This is a genomic window from Shewanella fidelis ATCC BAA-318, assembly GCF_000518605.1.
In the GTDB taxonomy this organism is placed as follows: domain Bacteria; phylum Pseudomonadota; class Gammaproteobacteria; order Enterobacterales; family Shewanellaceae; genus Shewanella; species Shewanella fidelis.
Window position 1 is genome coordinate 117,348 of sequence record NZ_JADX01000011.1, and the last position, 24,243, is coordinate 141,590.

A 24,243-nucleotide genomic window follows, 5' to 3' on the forward strand; every position below is an offset into this window, starting at 1 on the left:
TAAGCTTTGATTGCTAGGAGAAGGGCTAAATGAAGTTTAGGGCTATGGTATTGGCGCTTGCACTGCCGTTACTGCTGTGCAGTAAAGTGTTATTTGCGGCGCAAGATGTTCCAGCTATTGCTGCGGCATCGAGTATTAAGTTTGCGCTTGACGATATTGCTAAACAATTTACCCAAGAGACAGGCCGTAAAGTACGGATCTCTTATGGCTCTTCAGGCAATTTTGTGGCGCAAATCCGTAACGGTGCGCCATTTGAACTGTTTTTGTCAGCAGATGAGCGTTATACCCAGCAACTAAGCCAAGCCAATGAAACCCCTGATGACGGGGTGATTTATGCGGTAGGTCAGTTGGCGATAGCGGCACCTAAGTCGTCACCTTTACCACTTGATGGCGAGCTCAACGGCGTAAAACAGTTGCTAGCATCAGGGCAACTGAAACGTTTTGCTATTGCCAATCCTGAGCATGCGCCTTATGGCGAGCGTGCGAAAGAAGTGCTACAAAAAGTCGGGCTTTGGCAAGATATTCAAGCTAATTTAGTGTTTGGCGAAAACGTGTCACAAGCGGCGCAGTTTGCGGTAAGTGGCGCTACGCAAGGTGGTTTGGTTGCTTTGTCATTGGCTGTTGCGAAACCATTTAAAGCACGTGCTAACTACGTGCTAATTCCACAAGAATATTATACGCCGCTCGATCAGCGTATGGTATTAACCCTAAAAGCGGGTGAAACTGCGAAACTGTTTTATAGTTATTTGCAGTCTGATGCTGCACAGACTGTGTTTGCCGATTACGGCTTTGCGAGAGCGACTCATTAATGGATTGGCAAGCCTTACTGCTATCGATCAAATTGAGCACAGTCACTGTGCTTATTCTTATTCCTTTAGCCATTGTTGCAGGGCGCTTTTTAGCTTATCGACATTTTCGCGGTAAGTCTTGGGTCGAAGCGCTGGTCATGGTGCCATTAGTATTGCCTCCCACAGTAATAGGTTATTACCTGCTGGTGGGATTAGGCAGTGAATCTTGGCTTGGGCGCACGCTAGAGCAACTGCTTGGCCATCAATTAGTGTTTCATTTTTCCGGCTTAGTGGTTGCGTCAATCTTAGTGAATATTCCGTTTGCGATTCAGCCGATCCAGCGTGCATTTGAAGCAGTGCCTGAAGATGTACGTGACGCAGCAGCTTGTTGCGGTATGAGTCGCTTAAAAGTGCTATTTAAAATCGAACTACCTATGGTGTGGCCGGGTGTTTTGACAGCCATGGTGTTGTGTTTTTCCCATGTACTTGGCGAGTTTGGTGTAGTGTTAATGATGGGCGGTAATATCGCTGGCGAAACCAAGACCATTGCCATCTCTATTTACGATAGTGTGCAGGCATTTGACTTTGCTAGCGCCGGTAATATGTCGCTGGTGTTACTGCTGTTCGCGGTGACGGTGCTTGCACTGACAACAAGTTTGTCTCGCCGTGTTGGAGGTCAGCATGTCGCAAACCGTCGCTGATCTATATTGCCGTATCCAGCAAGCTAAACCGATTAAACTTGATGCCGAGTTTGTGTGTAAAGCCGGTGAAGTCTTAGCGGTTGTTGGTCCATCTGGCGGTGGTAAATCAACGTTATTGCGGATGATAGCTGGTTTATCTCAACCAGAACAGGGTGAGATCCGCTATGGTGACAAGCCTTGGTTTAATGCCGATAACAAGGTGCAACTGACGCCACAACAGCGCCATCTAGGTTATGTACCGCAGCACTTTGGTTTGTTTCCTAACCTGACTGCATTGGAAAATGTGGTTGCCGCATTGGATCATATTCCTAAAGCCGAACGTGAAGCGCGTGCCAAAGACTGGCTTGAGCGCGTTAATTTACATGGCTTGCCTGATAGGCTGCCTGCGCAATTATCTGGTGGACAGCGGCAGCGAGTGGCATTAGCACGGGCGCTTGCTCGCGAGCCTTCAGTATTACTGCTTGATGAGCCGTTTTCAGCGGTAGATAGAGAAACCCGCGAACGCTTGTACCTAGAGCTGGCCCGGCTGAAAGAGCAATTGGCCATCCCAGTTATTATGGTCACTCATGATTTAAATGAGGCCTTGTTGCTGGCTGACAGTATGATTCTAATTAGCCAAGGTAAGATGCTACAGCAAGGCCGACCGCGTGAAGTACTCACCCGTCCACGAGATGAAGCTGTGGCGAAGCAGATGGGGCTACGTAATATTTTTGATGCTGAGGTGATTGCCCAAGAAGAAGAGCGGCAGATCACTTGGCTTAAATTTGGTGAACATCTCATTGCCAGCACTTATTTTGACAATTTAGATATTGGTACCAAAGTGCGTTGGGTGATCCCAAACCAAGGCGTGCGTTTTAACTCAATTAAAAAAGGCCGCTTGTGTCGCAGTTTCAATAAGCTCGATATTACCGTTGATTCAATGCTAGTGATGGGCGAAAGCGTTAGGGTATTAGCAAGCGTGGTGGGTGTAGAGCATAAGATCCATGCAGAGGTGCCGCTGCATTTAGCGCAGCAACTAGAGTTAGTAGAGGGCAGTGAAACGACGGTGGCACTAAAATCTGAACTGATCCATATTTTGGAACCATAAAGTCAATTCGCTTATATTTGCTTATGATCAAAGTTTAATCTTTGCTCCATCTAGATGTTACATAGCATCACATACAATGAGCTCCTATATTAGAGAGGAGTTTTATTGTATGTCTAAAAAGTTAACTGGTTTATTGATTTTGTCTGCGGTTTTAACCTTACCTGCAATGGCTGCATATAACGGTCCAGGCCCTGCAAGTCACGTGAAAACAGCTGCTGAAGCGGCTAAAGCACAAGATGACACCCCAGTGGAATTAACGGGTTATTTAGTGCAAAGCTTAGGTGATGAAAAATACCTTTTCCGTGATGAAAGCGGTGACGTTGAAGTTGAGATTGATAATGCACTATGGCGCGATATCGAAGTTTCACCAGATTCAAAAGTTAAACTTGTTGGTGAAGTAGACGATGAGTGGCAAGGTATTGAAATAGAAATTGACAGCATGCGTCTAATTTCTGAATAATCCTTTAATTTAAAGTGGTTTAGCGTTTTATTTTCGGAGGAGCCATGGCTCGCTGGCTAATTGGTTTATTATTAGTTTCTGGTAGTTCGTTTGCCGGGCAAGGCCTGTATTCATACATTGCTACTGGCGACTATCCTATGCCAATAGAAACGATGTTACAGCTCGAATCTAAGCACCAAGGGGTGATCTCTGAATTTGAAGCGGAAATCGAAGATGGCGAATTAGTTTACGAATTCAAGATGATCGATCCGCAAGCTAACACCATCACTGAATATGAATTTCGAGCGATCGATGGCAGCTTAATCGAACGTGAAGTCGGTCGTCTTAAAAAAGACGACAACGACGAGCTAACGGGTGTGTTAATGCTGCAACAAAATGGTTTATCGCTGTCGGATATGCTGACACTGGTTAACCAAGAAACTGACGGTCATATCGTCAAAGCTGAAGTCGACACCGACTTAGGGATCAGCTATATAGAGTTAGAGATCCTAGATGTTGATGGCAAGCGCAAGCTGGCTTTTGATATCGAAAATAAACAATTACTACCACTGCTCAAATGGGATTAAAACATGAAGATACTCATGGTTGAAGATGATGCGACTACCATCGAATATGTCGTAAAGGGATTTGTTGAGCAAGGGCACAATATTGAAACCGCAACCGATGGCCATCAAGGTCTATTGTTAGCGACAAGTATGAAATACGATCTGATTATCTTAGATCGTATGTTGCCACAGCTCGATGGGCTGAAATTGTTAGCAGCACTGCGTGCTACAGGCAGCCAAACACCTGTATTAATCTTATCAGCGCTTAGCCATGTGGATGAGCGTGTAAAAGGTTTGCGTGCAGGTGGCGATGACTATATGACTAAGCCATTTGCATTCTCTGAATTGCTGGTTCGCGCAGAGAAGTTAATGCAGCGTGGAGAGTCGCAACCAACCATTACTGATCTTAACGTCGGCCCACTGACTATTGAGCTATTGACCCGTAAAGTCACCCTTGATGGCCAAGAGATCTTATTGCAACCGAAAGAGTTTCAGTTGCTGAAGTATCTAATGGAACACGTTAACCAAGTGATCAGTCGTACATTGCTATTTGAAGCAGTGTGGGACTATCATTTTGACCCACGTACCAATGTGATTGACGTCCATATCGCTAAGTTAAGACGTAAGTTTGAAGAGTTAGGTCATGGCGAGTTAATCGAAACTGTACGAGGTGCTGGATATCGGCTACGCCAAGGGCATTAAGCCCTACCAGAGTAGTGCTTGGCGCATTACCATTATTTTCTCAGCCCTAGTGACTGTCATTATTGGCACGCTATTACTAGGTATGTATCGCCAGCTGATAAACGAACAAGAATATCAGCTGGATTTGCATCTAGACGCTGAAATGACTCGCTACCAACAGATGGCGCTGACCCTTGATAGACGCAGTTTTGCGACGCAAGTGAAAAGTGCTGATCCTAAGGTGGCGTTAATCGTTTGGCGCAACTCCCTCGATTTGGTCGGCTCACTGAGTATGATCCCCAAAGATATGCCTATGTTGCCTGAAAGGCGTGAGTTTCCAGTCTTTACTGGCGGCCCTGAAAAACTGCATATCTTGACGGGTGGCATGGTGATGACCCGATACGGGCCAATGTTGATTGCTACTCGAGTTGATCAACTCGGCACCTTAATTGATAAGTTTACCAATGCGGCGATCACTGCGTTAATGCTAACGGTAGTATTAACCTTAGCTTTGGGCTACCTGTTTTCTAAAGCTATTTTACGTCGTTTAGTGCAATACAACCGCTTAAGTAAAAGGATTGAGCAAGGGCAATATTCCACGCGTTTACCTGTGAGTTGGCGCCAAGATGAGTTTGATATGCTGGCTAAGCAGTTTAATGGTGTACTTGATGCCCTCGAACAAAACTTAGCAGCGGTACGTGGAGTGACTGACAACATTGCCCATGATCTACGCACGCCACTGTCGCATTTACGCATAGGGCTAGAGCAACTGCCGAGTAAGCCTAAAGAGGAGCTAGCCGAAAGCTGCGCCATTATTACTGAAGAGTTAGATCATTGCCTTGCTACATTCGATGCCATGTTATCGTTAACACGCATTGAAGAAGGCCAGCAAACCTTAGAGCTTCAAGATGTTAGCTTAGTATCGATTAGCCAAGATCTGTTTGAGATGGCTGAGGCGATGGCTGAGTTTAATGGTCAGTCACTTACCTTAACTACAGGTGAGGAGTTTCAGGTCAGTGGCGATAAGTATTTGCTTTTCCAAGCACTTTTTAATTTGGTTGATAACGCAATCAAGTATTCAGGCGAGGGGGCAGAGATCCGTATTTCGCAAAACCGTAACGTGATATCTATTCAAGATAATGGCCCGGGGATCCCTGAGTCGTCGCGAGAAAAAGTGTTTGAACGCTTAGTTAGACTCGATCCAAGTCGTCACCATAAAGGTACCGGACTAGGCTTGTCGATGGTGAAGGCGATTCTATCGCGACATAATGCTAAAATCGCCCTTAGCAGCGCCTACCCAGGCCTAAGAGTGACCATCACTTTTTAACTGCTTTAGCCAACTTCGTTTAATGTAGGATCTCCATGTATCAAGTCATCGCTGATGAACACGATTTTATCGTGATAAATAAAGCCGCCGATATTCATTTTCATAGCCAAGATGGCAGCGCAGGTGTAGTGGCGCAGGCTGAAGTGGACTTAGGCATTAAGCTGTATGCAGTGCATCGACTCGACACCTTGACCTCTGGGTTGATTATTTTGGCTAAATCGAGCCAAGCGGCGGCTGAATTTACCCGTATGTTTGCGGCTCATGCTGTGCAGAAGTACTATCTAGCGCTAGCCAAAGGCAAACCTAAAAAGAAGCAGGGCTGGGTGATTGGCGATATGGCTAAATCTCGCCGTAGCATGCATAAACTGTTGCGCAGCACAAATAATCCAGCAATAACCCAGTTCTTCTCACACTCAGTCGGAGAAGGTGAGCGTTTATATTTACTCAAACCCCATAGTGGTAAAACACACCAATTACGAGTGGCGCTGGCCAGTATTGGCACGCCAATCTTAGGTGATACCTTATATGGTGGTGCGACTGCCGACAGAGGCTATCTACACGCTTATAGTCTGCATTTTAGCTACCTAGGGCAAACTTATGACTATACCGTCGCGCCTGATCTGGGCGAAGCTTTTACGGCAGTTGCAGTCAGTGCTCAGCTTAATGTATGGCAGCAACCTAATGAACTAAGTTGGCCTGCGCTGAAGAAAAACGAGTGATAGCAGCACATAGACAGTATGTTTAGTTGATGTATAAGGCTTAGTTAATATCAACGACTATATGCGCTGTAAAACTGCTTTTTCATTCACAATTCCCCCCATAACGAGTAGGATATAGCCTTTAAAAGCCCTGTGACAGGGCATTGAGTTTAGTTACAGCTAATCACTAAATCATAAGGGCAGATCTTAACGTGCATAAGCGAGCAATATATCCCGGTACATTCGATCCTGTGACCAATGGTCATACCGATCTCATTGAGCGTGCGGCTAATTTATTTGAGCACGTGATTATTGGTATTGCCGCTAACCCATCTAAGCAGCCAAGATTTAGCTTAGACAAACGGGTTGAACTGTTAAAAACCGTTACCGCCCATTTGGATAACGTTGAAGTGGTTGGCTTTAGTGGTTTATTAGTGGATTTTGCTAAACAGCAAAACGCTAGCGTGTTAGTGCGCGGACTACGCGCAGTCTCAGATTTTGAATACGAATTCCAACTGGCAAATATGAATCGCCGTTTAAGTCCTGATCTGGAAAGCGTATTTTTAACTCCAGCAGAAGAAAACTCATTTATCTCCTCAACCTTAGTCAAAGAGGTTGCGCTGCATGGCGGCGATGTGACTCAATTTGTCCACGCTGAAGTGGCTAATGCACTAACAACTAAGGCTAAGTAGTTATTCATGTTTAAGCGTATTCAAAATAAAACCATCAAATGCCTAACAGCGTTATCAGTTGTATGCTCTGGGGCAACAGTTGCAGCACCATGGGTTGACACCTCAGATATATACTTAAGAGCCGATATTCAAGCGCTTGCAGACGCTGGCGTTATCACGGTGCCGGTAAATACTTACCCTTTAATGTGGTCGGGTATCGGCGCTGATTTAGCAAAAGCGGAGCCATCACAGCTGAGTCCCGCTTTAGTTGAAGCATTTTCTCGGGTGAATTATTACTACCGTAATGCGGTCAATAATCGCGGTAATACCAGCATAAAGCTAGCAGCGGCTAGTGACGCTGCACGTTTTCAGCATTTTGGCTCCGATTATCGTGAACAAGGCGAGGCGAGTGCATCTTATGAGTATCTAGGTGAGCGTTTTGCTTACAAAATCTCTGCATCGGCTAATTACGATCCTGCAGATGACAAAGAGTTTCGTTTTGATGATTCTTACCTTGCGATGGCTTTGGGTAACTGGATGTTTACCTTTGGCGCGATAGAGCAGTGGTGGGGACCAAGCTTTGACTCAACACTGCATAAGTCAAATAACGCGCGTCCAATGCCATCGTTAATGTTGAGCCGTAATAATGCTGCAGCGTTTGAAACACCTTGGCTGTCTTGGTTGGGACCGTGGACATTTACTGCTGGAATTAGCATGTTTGAAGAGGAGCGCTACGCTCCTAATGCACTACTGTGGAATTTCCGTGGTTCGATTCGTCCATTTGAACAATTAGAGATGGGGGTGTCGTGGACTACGCAGTTTTGTGGCGATGGCCAAGAATGTACTTGGGATAGTGCATTTAAATCTATCACAGGGCAAAAAGATTGCCGTGCAGATAATTCAGATGAAGTAGGTTGCTCTAACTATGGTAACCAAATCGCTGGTTATGATATTCGTTTTAGCGACACTTGGTACGACGTACCGTTTGGCGTGTATTACCAAAGAACCTGTGAAGATTCTAATGGCTCTGCACCTTGGGATATCGCAGATTGCGGCAAGCTATTTGGTGCAGATACACGTTTTAACTTAGAAGGTCAGCAATACAAGTTGTTCCTCGAATATACAGATACTATGGTGTTCTGTGGTGAGGATGAAAACGCCTTCAACTGTTTCTACGAGCACTCAACCTACAAGAGTGGTTCTCGCTACTACGGTCGAGCCTTAGGTAGCACTTACGACAGCGACGCCAATGTGTATGTACTAGGCTTGATTGGCCAGTTTGCCAATAGCAAAGGCTTTACCTCGTTGCTACGTTATGCGCAGTTAAACAAAGATGGTAAAAGTCCATCTCATGGTTGGGCACCGCAACCGCTCAAAGAGGATTTGCTGATGCTAGAGCTAAGTTATCGGATGCCTATATGGTACGGCATGATGAGTATTGGCGGCAGCGTATCTCAATCTGAATTTGAGGTACAAGCAAGTGATACTAATGCCAGTGTCTTTGGTACTTATGAGTACCGCTTCTAATAGAAATTTAGGGCTTAATTGCTATAACAAGCCAACGTGAAAGCGTTGGCTTTTTTATACATTTGAGGTTTATTGCGGACTGTATATGCAACGTTTTGCAAAAATATTGGCAATTCTTACCGTGCTGGGTCTAGCACTTTATGCACTCAAGCAAGGTGTATTTGCCTCATTTACCGACACTAATTGGTTAGCGAATTATCTAGCAGAGCAAGGTAATGAAGGGCTGGTGGTATTATTTCTAGTCGGTGCGGCTTACACCAGTGTTGGCGGCCCAAGGCAGTTTATGGCTTTTGCTTTTGGCTTTGCATTAGGCGGTGTTAATGGCGCATTACTTGGTACATTGTCAGCACTTTTGGGCTGCATCATTACCTTTTACTTTGCCAGATTTGTGTTTCGCAGCAGCTTAAAAAAGCGCTTTCAATCTAAATTGACCCGTTTAGAAAACTTAATCGTGCAGCGCACGATTTTGAAGATGATTATGATCCGCATATTGCCGCTAAGCAGTAACTTTTTAACTAATCTTGCAGCGGGGTCGACTCATATCAGTGCGTGGCGATTTTTTACCGGTAGTGGGATAGGCTTTTTACCGCAAATGTTAGTGTTTAGCTTTGCTGGTGCCGGAGTTGGGCTGTCAGACAATAATAGTTTGCTGATCAGTATCAGCCTGTTTATTTGCGCCTCTATTATCGCCTTTTATCTTTATAAGACGCGGTTAAGAGAGCAAATTAGCGAGGTTATTGAGGATAAATAACCTCGCTAATATATGAGTTATCGTTGCTGGCATAAGCTGCAAAATACAGTTGCCCGCTGCCCAAGCTTGATTTCACTAAGCAGGTGACCACATTGAGTGCAGGTCTCACCGCCACGGCCATACACATGTAGCTTTTGCGCAAAGTAACCTGGTTTACCCTCAGCATTAGTAAAATCTTTGAGGGTCGTGCCGCCTTGTTTGATTGCACCTGCGAGGATCTGCTTCACTTCAGCAACTAATACTTCAATCCGTTCGGCATCCACTTTGCTAGCTTCTGCTTGCGGATGAATACCTGCAGCAAACAGCGCTTCATTAGCGTAAATATTGCCGACACCCACTACGATGTGATTGTCCATTAAACACAGCTTGATAGCCTTTTTCTTATTGGCCAAACTTTGTAATAGGTAAGCTGGGTTAAATGCGTCTGTTAGTGGCTCTGGGCCCAATTTGGCCAATAATGGGTGAGCTTGTTCAGGTAGTTCGCACCATAGCCAAGCACCAAAACGTCTTGGATCATTAAAGCGCAGAGCCTTGCCGCTAGCGAGCACCAGATCAATATGATCATGTTTTTCTACCGGAGTTGTGGCGGGCAAGATACGCAAGCTGCCAGACATGCCTAAATGCACAATAGTGGTGCCCGCATCAGTATCAATCAGCAAGTATTTCGCGCGGCGGCGTACATTACGTATTGTCTGACCGACGATCTGCTTGGCTATTTCGGGGACCGGCCAACGTAGTGATGGGTTACGTACAATTAAGTCGGTGACTTGATTATCAATAAGAAAAGGCGATACACCTTGGCGAGTCACTTCAACTTCGGGGAGTTCTGGCATTGATGCTCTCTCTTGTTGTTATTCAGCGGTGGTTGCTAGCATTGATTGCGATTAATTATTACGTTTTGGCTTGCAGATTAGTTTACTTGCGCGCGAATAATTGGCGTTAAACCTTCACGTAGGCTAGGCGGTACTTGATACCAGTTGCCTGAAGGAGACTTTAATAAGCCTTGTTGTTTAAACAGGATCCATAGCTGTGCATCATCGAGATCATCGATTTGGATCACCAGCTCGATCGCTTCTTCCGCGGTTTCAGGTTTTTCGCTGAGCGCTGAAATATGCACTTGTTGCCACGCGTTAGCCCATTCTAAGCAGTTGAGTACTTCACTGCTACATCGCCAGCCAGATTGGCTTTTTTGCAGCCAGAGTTCACCGTATTGCAGTTGTGACAGTGGCGCGGCGTGATCAAACAGAGCTTGGGTTTGCAGTGGTGTTTGTTGACTGTTTTTTTCTATCACAGTCAGTACAGAGATCATCAGTATTGATGCCACGATGATGATGCTGTTCCACTTTTTTCGTGAGAGTGCCATTGTTTGGGTCATTGCTATGTGAATGGTTGTTTTATAAGTGTATCTGCAAGATGGTTTAACCACAAATGGTTGATTTCAAGCTGCCGCTTGGGGTGGTGGGTTAGACGTTGTCTAACAATTAAAGTCGTGGGATTCCATCCCACAGCCGGGCAAGAGGGGATCAACAGCAATCCCCTCTTGGATCACCCCTGCCGCCCCAGACGAAGTTGTTGATCCTCATACCTACGGATAAATCACTAACGCTTCCGATGGGGAGTGTATTTACTGTTGTAACGCTGGTGCTGGGTTGAATTGTTGTTTTTTCGATGTTATGTTTTTTTTGCCATATTTAATGGTCTAGTTGAATTTATAAAAAGGATTTTTAGTATGAAGAATTTGAAAAAGTTATCGTCTTTGTTTGCTATATTCTCTATTTTCGTTGCGGCTCCTAGCTTTGCAACAGGCGGCGATGAAGATGATAAATGTCCAACCATAGATATGTGGGAATGCTATATCGTTATTCAGCGATAATTAGTCATAGCCTTTTGTATCTGTAGATACGGTTTAGCCTCTTAGCAAATTATGCTGAAGTAGGGGGCTAACAAATTTTTTAATCTTACAAACCCTTCAGTGTTAACTCCTGATTCGATTATTATTCGATCCTAGTGCTATTAATTGAAGCTCCTAAATTTACATTAAGTTCATTAAAGCCAATTCACTATCGTGCTATGTGGTTATTTTTGAAAAAATAGCCTTCTTTGCGTAAGTTAACAGCAATCAAGCTGCGCTTGATAAAGGTCGTGGCGCTTCGCTCACATCCGAGCCAAGGGGGAAAGCGCTTGTCCCCGCTCTTGATTTCATAAGAATAAACCCTCAGCGCTCCAGACGAAGTTGTTTATCCTCATACTCCAATAAAAATCGCCTAACGGCTCAGATGGGACATCTGATGCGAATGGATTCACAAATGCCGTGATGGCATGGATGCCAGAGAACGGCCATGTCCCCCTGAGCCTGAACCATCATTCATGATGGTTTTACGGCACTCTTGAAGGTAAAGAGTTATCTGCGTATTTCGGCAACCTCGATGGGGAAATTGGTGTTTTCTGTAACCTTTGAGTCGTTGTTGGTCTTGCTGTGTCTTTGTTTTGTCTTTTTCTTTTAATAGGTCTAACGCAGAAGTTGAAAGGTTGTGCTTTTCAAACCCAGTGTAGATGCGGCTGAGGCCGTCGAAAACATGGATGTTTTCGTTGAGCGGTCAAGGATGACGACAAGCGAGCCTCAGAAGTATCTGCACATACGCCTGCCGCAGGCAATTAGCTGCATAAAATTCTGGACGAAAGTAATGACAATATTAGAGGCAGAAATCGCAACAGTTGAGTTACTGTCATGCCTTATCAAGCACATATAAAGCTGCATCAATAATGCCTTGAATAATCCGATATAAATTTTTAAAACAATGGTCTATATTCTGCTGGGGAAATAATAAAGGCACACTGATAATAAATGTTGTATGGATAAAGATGTTGTCAATGCTGTAATTCAATAAGCTTTATAACACTAGCTAAGGGAAACGTATGCTAAAAGGGATAGCTCAGCACCACGGTGGTGGTTGCATGATGATTGTTAAAACAGGTGAAAAAGGAGTTGAGTTTATAGGCAGTGGTTTTCTATGTCACAGTAAGGGATATATTATCACGTGCGCACACACGATTAATTTGACTGATAAACTTGCAGTAATTCCGCCTCAACCTTTAAATGAATTTAATCAATTAACTCTAGAGCGAGTAAATTTTTTTGATGTTACCGTGGCTCAGTTTGACCCAGAAAGCGATGTCGCATTATTGAAATTAACCCACCCACAACCCGTTTCAGTTCCTCCCAATCTAATAGGAGATGAGAGCTCTGTTCAAGTTGGTGCTAGCGTAGGTTACTTAGGGTTTCCATTTGGTCAAGCAGGGCTACATACTTTGAAAGTATCTCAGAGCATAATCAGCTCTAAAGTGAAATCTACTAATGGAACAAAGCAATTTCAATTAGATGCAATGGTACATGAGGGAAATAGTGGCGGGCCATTAATTGATATTGCATCAGGCCAAATTATTGGAATTATTAGTGGTAGATTTAGCCCTACTGGTTCGGGGGGGCATATAAAAATAGGTAATCATGCTCTGGGTACAGAAAGTACCATATCTTATGCTACTTCAATCAATTATGCTCGCGCATTAATGGAAAGTGAGGGGTTAAATGTCTGATCTTCTTTTCGAACATCAAGAGTTATTTGATGCTGTAAACGACCTTGTTCCAGCGTACCAAAAAAACAAAATTATTGAGTTCATTAAATTAGATACAGATGATGAAACTGAATATGATCAAATCGGATTGTCATTAACTGGGGAAAAAAGAGAAACGGGTTTAATTGTCCCCACTTCTGCCCCTAAGTCTTCAGGAGGAAGTATTTGGAGTGCAATAAAAGCTGAAATTTATGACTATATGTGTACTAGTTCTAGAAAGTACTCTAAAGAAAGAAAAGAAGCTGGCATAACGATTAAACAAATCATTACGATTATTGCTACAGCCATAGCGTCTAGTTTCCATATTGCAGTTGGTGTTGTTACTGGTGCAGTTACCGTAGCACTGTTGAGCTTCTTCAAGATAGGTAAAAATGCTTGGTGCAAAATCAACACACCTGAATAAATGTGTTTTAACAATTGGCTGAAAATGACAAAACAGCAGTTTTGCCCGTTCTTATCGAATTTCAGCAAGCTATTTTAAGACTATTTAGCAAATCGTTACGAAAAACCCGACATTTGCGTCGGGTTTTGTGTATGTAGCACAAGCTAACAGTTAACAACTGTGGTAACAGAAACCACCGCAGCAAACCAAGCGAAGAAGAAACTGTTCAAGCAACAGTTAACCACCCGTTGCGTTCATAAACCGCAAGATCTGTGTTTCCCCATTTGGGTCAAAATGGTGTTCTTTCGGTTTATGTTTTATGCCATTCAAAATTGCGGTTTTCAGGCGTTCAATATCACCGGGATGCTCGCGCACGATCGCTTTTAAGTCTACTGAGTTCTCATTGCCTAAACACAATAACAATCTGCCTTCTACCGTGACACGAACACGGTTGCATTCGTGACAGAAGTTGTTGCTGTGGGGCGAGATAAACCCAACGTGGATGTCGCTGCCCGGCATGGTGAAGTAACGTGCTGGGCCGCCAGTACGACGGTCAGATGGAAGCAGCGGGTAACGCTCGCTGATGATGTCTTGGATCTCTTTACTGCTACAATGACGGCTGCGTTTGCGCTCATCGATCACGCCTAATGGCATCTCTTCGATAAAGGCGATGTCTAGGTCGCGGTCGCGGCAAAATTCGATGAGATCTAATACTTCATCGTCGTTTTGCCCACGCAGAATTACCGCGTTGATCTTAATCTTCTTAAATCCTGCGGCGATAGCGGCATCGATGCCGGCAATCACGCGATCGACTTTACCATTGCGGGTTAGGCTGGTGAATAAGTCGGGCTTTAAGGTGTCGAGGCTAATATTGAGGCGATTTAAACCTGAATCGTGCATCTCTGCGGCAAAACGGGTTAAACGCGAGCCGTTGGTAGTCATCGACAACTCTTCAAGACCGGGTAGTTTGCCCAGTAGTTTGACCAATTGATCACAGTCGGTACGCACCAGTGGCTCACCACCGGTTAGGCGAATTTTCTTTACGCCTAACTCGGTAAAGGCTTGAGCGACCCACGCTAATTCTTCAAGGCTAAGCACATGGTCTTTGCCTAAAAAGCACGGGTCTTCTGTCATGCAATATACGCAACGAAAATCGCAGCGGTCAGTGACGGAAAGGCGCAGGTACTCTACCGTGCGACCAAAAGTGTCAACGATCAAACTCATACTAGCTACCTACATGACCTCTATAGAAGGTCGGCAAAAGGTTGAATATAAACTGTGTCACCAGGGTTTAACTGATCATCTTTCTCGCCAATAACGATGAGACAGTTTCCTTTTACCATTGAGCTAAGCATCCCTGAGCCTTGAGCACCGGTTGTGGTTACATGTAACTTGCCGTCTGCCGCTAGGTGGTACACACCGCGAGTAAACTCGGTGCGGCCTGTGCGGCTTCGTAGCGGTTTGTCGGTAATTGCTGGCACTAAGGTGTGGTTCCAGTTTTGTTCACCGGCAAGTTTGCGAATGGCTGGCTGCACAAATTGCAGGAACGACACCATTACTGCTACTGGATTACCCGGTAAACCGAAGAATAAGCTATCGTCGATTTGGCCAAAGGCTAACGGGCGACCCGGACGCATGTTGATGCGCCAGAAATTAATTTGGCCGACTTGTTCAAGTACGGTCTTAATGTAGTCAGCATCGCCAACTGAGACGCCGCCTGAACTGATCACTATGTCAGCCTGTGCTGCACCGTCTTTTAACGCTTGTGCCAGTGCGGCTTCAGAATCTTGAATAATGCCTAAGTCGATGACTTCACAACCCAGCTTTTTAGCCATTGATTTAATGGTGTAGCGGTTAGAGTCGAAAATACAGTTGGTTTTTAACGGCTCGCCCGGTTGGCACACTTCATCGCCAGTTGAGAATACTGCGACTACAGGGCGCTTAAATACAGGTAGCTCGCCAAAACCAAGTGATGCTAATAAACCTTGCTCGGCAGCGTGCAGGCGTGAGTGAGCTGCTAGCGCTGTGGCACCTTGGGCAATATCTTCACCGGCTAAACGGATATGTTGTCCAACACTTAACTCGCCTTCAAAGCTAACGGCACCATCTTGCTCATTGGCAAGCTCACGTAGTTGAATTGTATCAGCGCCTGCAGGTAATGGTGCACCAGTCATAATCCGCACGGCTTCACCTGCTTGCAGAGTGCCGTTAAACGCATGACCGGCCATGACTTCACCAACCATTTTGTATGATGCATCTGCGCTGTCACTTAGTTTGAATGCATAACCGTCCATCGCGGAGTTGGTATGTTGTGGCACATCAACTGGCGAAATTGCATCGCTTGCCAGTACGCGATTTTCAAGCTCATCAAGGGCTACTACTTCGCTGGCGCTAATTGGTTTAACGTAAGATAGGATCTTATCAATGCCTTGGCGAACCGATAGCGTAGTGCTGGTATCAAGTTCACAGCCACAAGTTGGTGCCATAGGTAGATCAACAGGGCAAGGCTGCCATGCGGCAATGTATTCACCAACGTAATCAGCGATTTGTTCGATGTTGTTGATGTCTAAGCGGCGTAAGTCGCTTGGTAATTCGGTGTCATCACAGCAGGCAATAGCTTGGATGTTGTCATCGTGGGTGTGGATGAAAGGTTTGCCGTGGGCGGCGCGGTGTAGTTCAATTTTCGGTAGTTCGAGCTTTTTAAAACCCTCTACCAGTACGATGTCGACTTTGTCTGCTTCAATTTGCTTGAGCAGATGTGGCAGTTCAGGATCGCCATCTTTGGCGTCTTCGGTCATCAAGGCCCAGCGTACGTGAGAGGCAACTAGCATCTGCTTAGCGCCGGCTTTGCGCATCTCGTAGCTGTCTTTACCCGGAATATCGACATCGAAGTTATGATGAGCATGCTTAATGACTGCGAGTCGCACACCACGGCGATTAAGCTCAGGGATTAATTGCTTTAATAATGTGGTCTTGCCTGTGCCGCTGTAGGCGCAGAATCCGAGAACTGGGATAGGTAACGGATTAGTAAAAGGTATGCTCATTTACACCTCTAGTGATTTTCTTCATTTGCTATGGCATCGCCAAGCAGCTGTTTTTGTTCTGGTGTGTTTACGTTGACAAAGGCATTTGGCTGATCGGCAAATTCCGCCACAACATAGTGATGTTTGGCATACCAAAAGTCGATTTTGCGCTCGCCGGCATCTAAAAAGGCTTTCATTGATGCGCGTAAACTTGGCTTAAGCAACATAACCACAGGTTGCTCGCGTTCGCCGTCACTTGCCACTGCAAGTTCAGCATCTTCAGCCGTTAATTTCGCTAGCATTCTAGCGACTAAATCTGTTGGTAACAGTGGGCAATCGCAAGGAACAACCAATAAGTAGTCTGCGTTTGTTTCGCTCATTGCGGTGATCATGCCAGCAAGTGGACCTAAATAGCCACTGTCTTGATCACTGAACACTTTAAAACCAAACTCAGCATAACGGTTTTGATTACGATTTGCGTTGATCAGGATCTCCTTAACTTGAGGTTGTATCCGATCTATCGCATGTTTAATCATAGGTTGATTTCGCAACTCGACTAAACCTTTATCGTTGCCACCCATGCGTCTAGCCATACCACCTGCAAGGATGACCGCATCAACTTGTGCTGCCATTACTATTACCCTAATAATTTTTACTAAAAATAGTCTATGTCATTATCCAGCCGATACTTGTAAAGCCGGAGCAAGTTCAACTTGAGTCGGCTCAGTATCTTTAAGCGTGCTGACATTGTCTGTGGTGATGGTTTTGTCACTCACTAGCCATGCATGATCGCATACTTTGGTTAACATACAAGTCTGGTGGCTACTAATTAGCATACCCGTGCCTTGTTGTTTTAAGTCGGTGATCATTTGCAGCACTAAGTGCTGTGAATGTTTATCCATGTTGGAGGTGGGTTCATCTAACATTAATAGTTTAGGCTGAATGATCCACGCTCTGGCAATGGCTAATCGTTGTTTTTCACCGCCGGATAAGCTGGAGGCTGCTTGGTTTAATAAGTGGCGCAGCTGCGCCTTATCAATTGCTTGCTCGGTGCGCGCTTGTAGTTGCGCTTTATCTGCGGTTAAAAACCGTTGCGGATAAGTGAGGTTATACAGCACGCTACCTTCAAATAGGTAAGGGTGCTGGTGCAAGTAAAGCGCTTTACCGGTTATTGAATTACTGCGCCACCAAGGTGCGATGGCAAAGCCTTCGGCGTAGATCTTGCCTTTGGTTGGCTGATAAAAGCCAGCAAGCAGTTTCATTAGCGTGGTTTTACCGCAGCCGTTATCACCTTGTAGGTGAATGACTCGGTTTTGTTCAAACACTAACTTACTGGCGCTAAAAAGGTGCTTATCTTCAAAGCGCATCTCAAGATCTTTTGCGATAATTTTTGCTGTGTTAGTGGTCATTTGGTTAATGACTCCTTGGCTCAGCTTTGCCTCTTAGTGTACCTAGAGCAAAGTTCAAAATGAGCGCTAAAACGAGTAGCACTAATCCAAGTGCGATAGCTTGAGCAAAGTCGCCTTTACTGGTTTCTAAAGCGATCGCGGTTGGAATGTTACGTGTTACCCCTGCAATGTTGCCACCCACCATCATCGAGCAGCCAATCTCGGTTAAAATTCGACTAAATGCAGCCACAATAGCTAATAATAGTGGAACTTTAAGCTCTCTGCAGACGGCCCAAATAGCACTGAGTTTAGGTGCGCCGAGAGTGCGTGAGGTTTCCCATGCGCGGCGGTCAACACTGGTGAATGCGGCCTGACTCATGGCAACTAATACTGGTGCACAGATAAGCATCTGTCCCAATATCATCCCCTTTTGGGTAAATAGCCATTTTAAGTCGCCGAGCGGTCCCATACGTGTTAGCAGTAGGTATACGAGTAGACCAATGACCACTGTGGGAATTGATTGCAGTGTTTGGATAAGGTTGGTCACCAGCCAGCGCCCAGGAAAACGGGTAAAGGCCAACAGGAATCCCAACACCATTGACGGTAATAGCGTGATCGCTAATGCCGCAAATGATACTGCAAAAGAAACGGAAATAATGGACCACACTTCGGGGTCCAATGAAAACAGCAGGCTTAATGCCTGCTGTATTAGGGCTAACCAGCCTTCATTCATTCGCTATAAGTTGCCTTGAACAATTGTTCTCCCTGAACCTTGTAGTTGTTGATCATGCCTTGCGCTTCAGCGCTGATCAGCCAATCACTAAGTGCTTTAGCGCCTTTGTGATTTAGCGTTGGGTACTTGCTTTCGCTGATTAGGATGATTTGGTAAGGGTTAGCTAGTGCTGGGCCACCATCGAAATCAACAGCTAGGTCTATTTTACCTGAATAAGCAACGAAAGTACCACGGTCAGATAGAGTGTAAGCTTCTAATTCGCTAGCCATTAGTAGGGTTTTGCCCATACCTTGACCAACTGCAGTGTAGCCTTTGAAGTCTGGAGTGATGTTAGCGTTTTTCCAAACGTTCAATTCTTTCATGTTGGTGCCTGAGTTGTCACCGCGTGAAATGAAAGGCACACCTGATTTAGCGATTTTAGCAAATGCTTCTTCAGCAGTTTTGCTAGAGCGGATTTTAGCTGGGTCATTCTTAGGACCAAGAACAACGAAATCATTTTCCATGATGCCACGAGGTAGACGGCCATAACCTTCTTCAACGAACTTTGCTTCAGCGCCTGGAGCATGTGTCATTACAACATCTACGTCACCTTGACGAGCTAGCTTTAACGCCTTACCAGTACCCGTTGCGATAACTTGTACTTTGTAGCCAGATTCCTCTTCAAACTTAGGTAGTAAGTTTTTTAATAGGCCTGAGTTTTCAGTACTTGTAGTGGTTGCTAGCTTAATCACTTCAGTTGCGTGAACTGGCATACCTACGAATAGTGCTGCGGTAACCGCAAGACCAATAGCGCGTTTAAGGTTTAACATTTGTGCTCCTATGGAAAATAAAATAGGCGTCTCGATACCTGAGGGCCCGAATAAAATCGAATACATCGCCTTAAAAGCAAGTTTGATGCCATACTTATATAAGATTATTTGAGTTCACAATTGTAACTTTGGTGTGATCTATGTCGCATTGATAGCAGAAAAATCCCAGACATTATGTCCCAATGTCGCGATTATATGGTTCATAGTGACCTATTTAGACTAGTTCAATGTTAGACTGCTTACATAATGAGTCAAAATGTCCCTTAGCCAGACAAGCTGGGGCAGAGAATGAATAATATGAAGCCACTTCCTTCTGCTGTATCTGTATTGATTGTTGATGATGAGCCGGGCATGCGCAGCTTTTTGAAAAAAGCCTTGGCGAAAAAGTTTGCATTGGTTGAAACCGCCTCAAGTGTTGAAGACGCTGAACAACTGCGATCTCGCTGCCACTTTGATCTGTTAATTGTTGATATTCGCTTGCCGGGCCGCTCGGGTATTGAATGGCATGAAGCACTTAATGATCAAGAAAGGCGCTCAGACATCATCTTTATGACAGGCTATGCCGATATGGATGTGGCGATTAAAGCGCTACGTGCGGGTGCGTCTGACTTTATTATGAAGCCATTCCACCTAGAGCAGATGATGAAAGCGGTTGACCGTTGTATTGAGCGTCGATTGCTTAAGCGTGAAAACTTGATGCTACGTCGCGAAGTGTCATTTAATCAATCTTCCACCATTATCGGTCAAAGCGAGGCGATGACTGAGGTTAAGCATGTTATTGAACGTGTCGCACCGACTAACGCTGTGGTACTGATCGAAGGTGAGTCAGGTACAGGTAAAGAGTTAGTTGCGCGTCAGCTGCATATTCTCAGCGGTCGCCAAGGGCCATTTGTGCCGGTTAACTGTGGTGCTATTGCGCCAGAACTGCTTGAAAGTGAGTTATTCGGCCATTCAGCAGGCTCATTTACTGGCGCAAAGGGTAACCGTGAAGGGCTCTTTAGCTTTGCCTCTGGTGGTACTATTTTCCTCGATGAAATTGGTGAAATGCCACTGAAGATGCAAACCGCATTGCTGCGAGTGCTTGAGCAGCGCACAATTCGTCCTGTCGGCAGTGAAAAAGAGATTAATATTGATGTACGGGTATTAGCAGCGACTAACCGTAAACTATCAGAAGAAGTTGAGGCTGGTAACTTTAGACGCGATCTATTCTATCGCCTTAATGTGCTTGATATTGTTATTCCTCCTTTGCGTGAACGTCCTGAAGATATCGTTGAATTGACCCATCACTTTACTTGCCAACTCGCTGCGGAGTTGGGGGTAAAAGAAGTGGTTTGGAGTCATGAAGATCTATTAAAGCTGCAACAACATGAGTGGCCAGGTAACATACGCGAGCTGCGAAATATGATTGAGCGTTGTATCCTATTAGGCAAGCCGCCGGCAGAGTATTGGAAAGTTCAGCCAAAAGCAGAAATGGCGGCGGAGTCGGGTTATCCATTACAATGGGCGCTCAAAGATGTTGAACGTGACCATGTCACCCGAGTGGTGGATATGCATGGCGGCAACAAGTCCGCTGCAGCAAGGGATCTTGGAGTGTCACGTAAGACACTGGATCGTAAATATAAAGAATGGTTCGGTGGCGAAGCTGAATAGTCGTAATAAAGAGCAGGCAAGCCTGCTCTTTGTTTATGGATCAGTTTTACCGCGCTAAGGGGAGTTTAGGTGTCGTTTTTTTCCAATCTGTTTGGTGTTAGCTGGCAGCAAATGCAAGCTAAGGTGCGTTATCGCATCTTGATTTTAACCCTGTTGCCCATTTTGCTCACCTTGGTCAGCTTGGTGTTTATTACCATCTATTGGAATATTAGCTATACCGGCAAGCAGCTATTTATGAAGGTCAAAGCTGATTTGACCGTAGCGAATAGCACGCTCATCACTGTACAAGACAATCAGGAAAGCCAGCTCGAATTAGTGATGGCATCATGGCCGTTTCAAAATGAGTTTCGTCAGTTGGGGCTTAATCCGCTTGAGCAGCGGGCTAAGTTAGGGCCCGTGCTTGAACAGGCGAAACAAGAATTTGATTTAGACTTTTTGCGTCTTGTGAGTGTTTCTGAAGCGGCATCGGATCCTGATCTTAGACAGATGTTGCCACATATCGATGGGACTGCGCCGTTTTCTGGTTTGATGGTACTTGACTCTAGTCGACTCGCAAGGATTGACCCTGCGTTAGCTGAGCGGGCTAAAATCGATATCATCAAAACCCAACGTGCGCATGAACCCAGTAAAACCCAAGAAAAGCGTGGTTTATTAAGCCGCAGCTTATTGCCTGTCGTTGGTGAAAATGGCAATGTGGCTTGGTATTTAGACGGCGGCATTATGCTTAACCGCGATACCCGCATTGTTGATCATATTCGCGATCTGGTTTACGACAAAGGCACCTTGCCTGAGCGCTCTATTGGTACCGTGACCATCTTCCTCGATAATATTCGTATTAGCACTAACGTGCCTTTGCACTTTTTCCCTAAAGGTGAGGCAGAGCAAGGGCGAGCGTTAGGAAGCCTCGTTTCCTCTGAAGTGCGTGAGAAAGTGCTTAATCAAGGCTTGCTATGGGTTGACCGTGCTTTTGTGTTTAACGATTGGTTTATTTCTGCTTATTCGCCACTTGAAGACATTAATGGTAAGCGAATTGGTATGATCTATACTGGCTTTTCAGAATCTCCTTTTATTCATAACTACTTACTCAACATTATTGAGCTTGGCACTATTTTGATGTTAGTGCTGCTGGTGTCGGGTTGGTTGGTATATCGTGGTGCTTACAGCTTATTACAGCCGATTGAACGAATTCACCACGTGGTAAAAGCGGTACAGTCGGGACGTAATCTGCGTATCGGTTCACTGGGACTAGACAGCGACAACGAGTTGTCGAATCTGGCAGAGCAGTTTGATCGTATGTTGGATCTACTGCAGCGCCGAAATAGCCAAATTCAGGCAGCTGCAGAGCAATTAGAAGTTAAAGTCGAAGAGCGTACTCGTAGCTTGCAAGAGAAAACAGAAGAGCTACAGGCTAACGTGGCGCTGTTAAATGAAACCCGTCAACAGCTAGTGATCAACGAAAAGTTGACCGCACTCGGTGAGTTAACGGCGGGGATCGCTCATGAGATCAACAACCCAACAGCAGTGATCTTGGGCAATATGGAGCTGCTCAAGTATGAACTCGGTGATAGAGCTGACGATGTTGAGGAAGAGATAGAGTTAGTGATCCAGCAAGTTGGCCGCATTAGCACTATTATCCGTAGCTTATTGCAGTATAGCCGTCCGGGGGAGTTTAACGCGCCGCTGGAAATGCATCAGATCACGCCAATTATCGAAGAGATGTTGGTGCTCGTTCGCCATTCGATTCAAAAGCAGCAAGTGGTGCTCAACCAAGAGCTTAATGCGAGTTATCCTATTCAGGTTAACCGACCGCAATTACTGCAGGTGTTGATTAACTTGGTCGTAAACGCTGCCCACGCGATGGACGGTAAAGGTCAGATCTGGATCCGTACTTATGACTGGGTACAGGGCGGCGATCCGGTTGGGGTTAAAATTGAGGTTGAAGATGAAGGTAAAGGTATACCTGAGGCTGAGCTTAATCGAATTTTCGACCCGTTCTACACTACACGTAAAGACGGCACAGGCTTAGGCCTTTCGCTAAGCTACGGCATTATCAAACGTATTGGTGGCACCATAGAGGTCAGCTCCACAGTAGGTAAAGGCAGTTTATTTACAATCGGTCTTTACCATAAGGCGATAGAGGAGCAAGTCAACACGCCTTATGAAGGCCTGCAGTTTAATGGCCAGCATAACGACAAGCCAAAAGACTAAACTCCATTAGCTAGAGAGTTAATACCAATACAGGCGCGAGTCTATTGCTGGCAGTGAATATTACTAAAACCGAGGCAAAAAAATAGCCGGGATAATATCCCGGCCACAAAGAGTGTGTGAGCAATGTCGTGCTTAATAAAACTCTAACTTTAAGGAGATGAGATGCCTTGAAGTAACTGCGAGTTCTGGAACGCATGTAAATAATAATCATTATCATTTAATTGTGCAAGGATAATGCACAATTAAATCTTCATAATTTATGTAAACTTAATTTTTATCTTACTAATCAGGTCATTAGCTTGGTTTTGTTTACTTTCACCAATCAGTTCAACTGATTGGTAATAAATTTGAAGCAAAAAAAAGCCGGGAAAAATCCCGGCCACTTAAAGAGTGTGTGAGCAATGTCGTGCTATTGCCTTCGACTGCTAAGAATAGTCGAAGGCATAAAGAACTCTATGCAGGTAAAGATGATGAGAACTTTATCCGTTATTCCGAGTTCTGGAACGCGTGTTAACAATAATCATTCTCATTTAGATTTGCAAGCGTTATCTACACTTTTGTCACATTTTATTAGAATTATTTACTTTGCTACTGTTGCGCCAAATAAATAATTTTATACCTGCTTCTGCAGATGCAGTTTATTTTGACTATGATTGTGCGCATCGTTAATCATAGCTGTGATTTGATATTGGCTGCTGATAAGCATGTTTAACATGGCAGGGAAGCAGTTACGGGTTTTAACGTCAATGCGTTGGTAACCTTGCTCTTTTGCCCATTTTTCTTGGTATTCCAATAAGCTTTTTGCTAAGCCAAGACCACGGAAATCAGGTGCAACACCACCTAACCAGCTATAGAAAACTTGCTCTTCTGTTTGATAGCCAAGCTTAAAGCCTGCAACTTCACCTTCAACTTTAGCGATAAGTAACAGTGCAGGGCCTGCAAGCAAGCGCTTGCTGATCTCTTCACGGCTATAACCGCTTTCAAATTCAGGAATAATGCGATAAACGCTTTCAACTTGCGCTAAGGTTGCTGGAGTAAACTCAGTTACAGCTTCAATTTCGATGGTGTACATGTATTGGTCTCAATAACTTCGCCAGTTCACCCTACTAATACAACCAACCCATTGGCTGAAAGGTGAACGAATTGGCGAAATTATAACAGGTCAGTCCAGTTGTTGTTAA

Annotated in this window: 24 protein-coding genes and 1 pseudogene; 16 read left to right on the plus strand and 9 right to left on the minus strand. The window is 44.9% G+C overall.

Annotated features, from left to right (window positions below; translation table 11 throughout):
• The first annotated feature begins 29 nt into the window (after positions 1 to 29).
• The 11 genes from modA to L884_RS0106555 all read left to right on the plus strand — a co-directional run bounded on the left by modA (position 30) and on the right by L884_RS0106555 (position 9,236).
• Entirely contained in the window at positions 30 to 809 is a 780-nt protein-coding gene (modA, locus tag L884_RS0106505; RefSeq protein WP_028766731.1) for a molybdate ABC transporter substrate-binding protein, read from the plus strand.
• Positions 809 to 1,489 carry a molybdate ABC transporter permease subunit gene (modB, locus tag L884_RS0106510; RefSeq protein ID WP_028766732.1) on the plus strand — a complete coding sequence of 227 codons (681 nt, stop codon included), beginning with the start codon at positions 809 to 811 and terminating at the stop codon, positions 1,487 to 1,489. Before modA ends, modB begins: the two co-directional genes overlap by 1 nt.
• Complete coding sequence (locus tag L884_RS0106515; RefSeq protein ID WP_028766733.1) at positions 1,470 to 2,576, plus strand: ABC transporter ATP-binding protein; 1,107 nt, start codon at positions 1,470 to 1,472, stop codon at positions 2,574 to 2,576. The genes modB and L884_RS0106515 overlap by 20 nt, the downstream gene beginning before the upstream one ends.
• Positions 2,577 to 2,685: 109 nt before the next feature.
• Entirely contained in the window at positions 2,686 to 3,036 is a 351-nt protein-coding gene (locus L884_RS0106520; protein WP_028766734.1) for a NirD/YgiW/YdeI family stress tolerance protein, read from the plus strand.
• A 44-nt stretch (positions 3,037 to 3,080) separates the two neighbouring features.
• Positions 3,081 to 3,602, plus strand: a complete 522-nt coding sequence (locus L884_RS0106525) for a PepSY domain-containing protein (protein WP_028766735.1) — start codon at positions 3,081 to 3,083, stop codon at positions 3,600 to 3,602.
• A 3-nt stretch (positions 3,603 to 3,605) separates the two neighbouring features.
• Positions 3,606 to 4,283 (plus strand): response regulator transcription factor, encoded by a 678-nt coding sequence (locus L884_RS0106530; RefSeq protein WP_028766736.1) that lies wholly within the window; start codon positions 3,606 to 3,608, stop codon positions 4,281 to 4,283.
• A 49-nt stretch (positions 4,284 to 4,332) separates the two neighbouring features.
• Positions 4,333 to 5,589, plus strand: coding sequence for a sensor histidine kinase (locus L884_RS0106535; RefSeq protein ID WP_028766737.1), 1,257 nt, complete (start codon positions 4,333 to 4,335; stop codon positions 5,587 to 5,589).
• 35 nt (positions 5,590 to 5,624) lie between these two features.
• Positions 5,625 to 6,308 carry a TIGR01621 family pseudouridine synthase gene (locus L884_RS0106540; RefSeq protein WP_028766738.1) on the plus strand — a complete coding sequence of 228 codons (684 nt, stop codon included), beginning with the start codon at positions 5,625 to 5,627 and terminating at the stop codon, positions 6,306 to 6,308.
• A gap of 191 nt (positions 6,309 to 6,499) precedes the next feature.
• On the plus strand, positions 6,500 to 6,979 hold the full coding sequence (gene coaD, locus L884_RS0106545) for a pantetheine-phosphate adenylyltransferase (RefSeq protein ID WP_028766739.1): 480 nt from the start codon (positions 6,500 to 6,502) through the stop codon (positions 6,977 to 6,979).
• Between the two features lie 6 nt (positions 6,980 to 6,985).
• Positions 6,986 to 8,485: a capsule assembly Wzi family protein gene (locus tag L884_RS0106550; RefSeq protein WP_028766740.1), complete on the plus strand. Its 1,500-nt coding sequence runs from the start codon at positions 6,986 to 6,988 to the stop codon at positions 8,483 to 8,485.
• 85 nt (positions 8,486 to 8,570) lie between these two features.
• Positions 8,571 to 9,236, plus strand: a complete 666-nt coding sequence (locus L884_RS0106555; protein WP_028766741.1) for a TVP38/TMEM64 family protein — start codon at positions 8,571 to 8,573, stop codon at positions 9,234 to 9,236.
• Positions 9,237 to 9,253: 17 nt separating this feature from the next.
• Here the strand turns inward: L884_RS0106555 and mutM are convergent, their stop codons facing one another.
• Together mutM and L884_RS0106565 are read right to left on the minus strand one after the other, a co-directional pair.
• Positions 9,254 to 10,069, minus strand: coding sequence for a bifunctional DNA-formamidopyrimidine glycosylase/DNA-(apurinic or apyrimidinic site) lyase (mutM, locus tag L884_RS0106560; RefSeq protein WP_028766742.1), 816 nt, complete (start codon positions 10,067 to 10,069; stop codon positions 9,254 to 9,256).
• Between the two features lie 77 nt (positions 10,070 to 10,146).
• Positions 10,147 to 10,599 (minus strand): hypothetical protein, encoded by a 453-nt coding sequence (locus L884_RS0106565; RefSeq protein WP_028766743.1) that lies wholly within the window; start codon positions 10,597 to 10,599, stop codon positions 10,147 to 10,149.
• Positions 10,600 to 10,965: 366 nt separating this feature from the next.
• Between L884_RS0106565 and L884_RS23015 the strand changes: the two genes are divergently transcribed.
• The 3 genes from L884_RS23015 to L884_RS0106580 all read left to right on the plus strand — a co-directional run bounded on the left by L884_RS23015 (position 10,966) and on the right by L884_RS0106580 (position 13,272).
• Positions 10,966 to 11,109, plus strand: a complete 144-nt coding sequence (locus tag L884_RS23015) for a hypothetical protein (protein WP_156925664.1) — start codon at positions 10,966 to 10,968, stop codon at positions 11,107 to 11,109.
• 1,043 nt (positions 11,110 to 12,152) lie between these two features.
• The gene (locus L884_RS0106575) at positions 12,153 to 12,830 is read left to right on the plus strand and encodes a trypsin-like peptidase domain-containing protein (protein WP_028766744.1); all 678 of its coding nucleotides are present in this window, start codon (positions 12,153 to 12,155) and stop codon (positions 12,828 to 12,830) included.
• Positions 12,823 to 13,272: a hypothetical protein gene (locus L884_RS0106580; RefSeq protein ID WP_028766745.1), complete on the plus strand. Its 450-nt coding sequence runs from the start codon at positions 12,823 to 12,825 to the stop codon at positions 13,270 to 13,272. The genes L884_RS0106575 and L884_RS0106580 overlap by 8 nt, the downstream gene beginning before the upstream one ends.
• A gap of 216 nt (positions 13,273 to 13,488) precedes the next feature.
• Here the strand turns inward: L884_RS0106580 and moaA are convergent, their stop codons facing one another.
• Genes moaA through L884_RS0106610 form a run of 6 tightly spaced genes read right to left on the minus strand, consistent with a single transcriptional unit; the run spans position 13,489 to position 19,204 of the window.
• Positions 13,489 to 14,475 carry a GTP 3',8-cyclase MoaA gene (gene moaA / locus L884_RS0106585; protein WP_028766746.1) on the minus strand — a complete coding sequence of 329 codons (987 nt, stop codon included), beginning with the start codon at positions 14,473 to 14,475 and terminating at the stop codon, positions 13,489 to 13,491.
• A 20-nt stretch (positions 14,476 to 14,495) separates the two neighbouring features.
• Positions 14,496 to 16,295 (minus strand): bifunctional molybdopterin-guanine dinucleotide biosynthesis adaptor protein MobB/molybdopterin molybdotransferase MoeA, encoded by a 1,800-nt coding sequence (locus L884_RS0106590; protein ID WP_028766747.1) that lies wholly within the window; start codon positions 16,293 to 16,295, stop codon positions 14,496 to 14,498.
• A gap of 8 nt (positions 16,296 to 16,303) precedes the next feature.
• The gene (gene mobA / locus L884_RS0106595; RefSeq protein ID WP_028766748.1) at positions 16,304 to 16,906 is read right to left on the minus strand and encodes a molybdenum cofactor guanylyltransferase MobA; all 603 of its coding nucleotides are present in this window, start codon (positions 16,904 to 16,906) and stop codon (positions 16,304 to 16,306) included.
• A gap of 42 nt (positions 16,907 to 16,948) precedes the next feature.
• Complete coding sequence (locus tag L884_RS0106600) at positions 16,949 to 17,683, minus strand: ABC transporter ATP-binding protein (protein ID WP_037410506.1); 735 nt, start codon at positions 17,681 to 17,683, stop codon at positions 16,949 to 16,951.
• 4 nt (positions 17,684 to 17,687) lie between these two features.
• Positions 17,688 to 18,395, minus strand: a complete 708-nt coding sequence (locus L884_RS0106605) for an ABC transporter permease (protein ID WP_028766750.1) — start codon at positions 18,393 to 18,395, stop codon at positions 17,688 to 17,690.
• Positions 18,392 to 19,204, minus strand: coding sequence for an ABC transporter substrate-binding protein (locus L884_RS0106610; protein WP_028766751.1), 813 nt, complete (start codon positions 19,202 to 19,204; stop codon positions 18,392 to 18,394). Before L884_RS0106610 ends, L884_RS0106605 begins: the two co-directional genes overlap by 4 nt.
• 227 nt (positions 19,205 to 19,431) lie before the next feature.
• On the opposite strand from L884_RS0106610, the pseudogene L884_RS0106615 reads away from it, so the two are divergent.
• Both L884_RS0106615 and L884_RS0106620 read left to right on the plus strand, forming a co-directional pair.
• Positions 19,432 to 20,854 (plus strand): annotated as a pseudogene (locus L884_RS0106615) (sigma-54-dependent transcriptional regulator).
• Positions 20,855 to 20,923: 69 nt separating this feature from the next.
• Entirely contained in the window at positions 20,924 to 23,062 is a 2,139-nt protein-coding gene (locus tag L884_RS0106620) for a sensor histidine kinase (RefSeq protein WP_028766753.1), read from the plus strand.
• Between the two features lie 613 nt (positions 23,063 to 23,675).
• Here L884_RS0106620 and L884_RS0106630 read toward each other — a convergent pair.
• Positions 23,676 to 24,134 (minus strand): GNAT family N-acetyltransferase, encoded by a 459-nt coding sequence (locus tag L884_RS0106630; protein ID WP_028766754.1) that lies wholly within the window; start codon positions 24,132 to 24,134, stop codon positions 23,676 to 23,678.
• Positions 24,135 to 24,243: the final 109 nt, after the last annotated feature.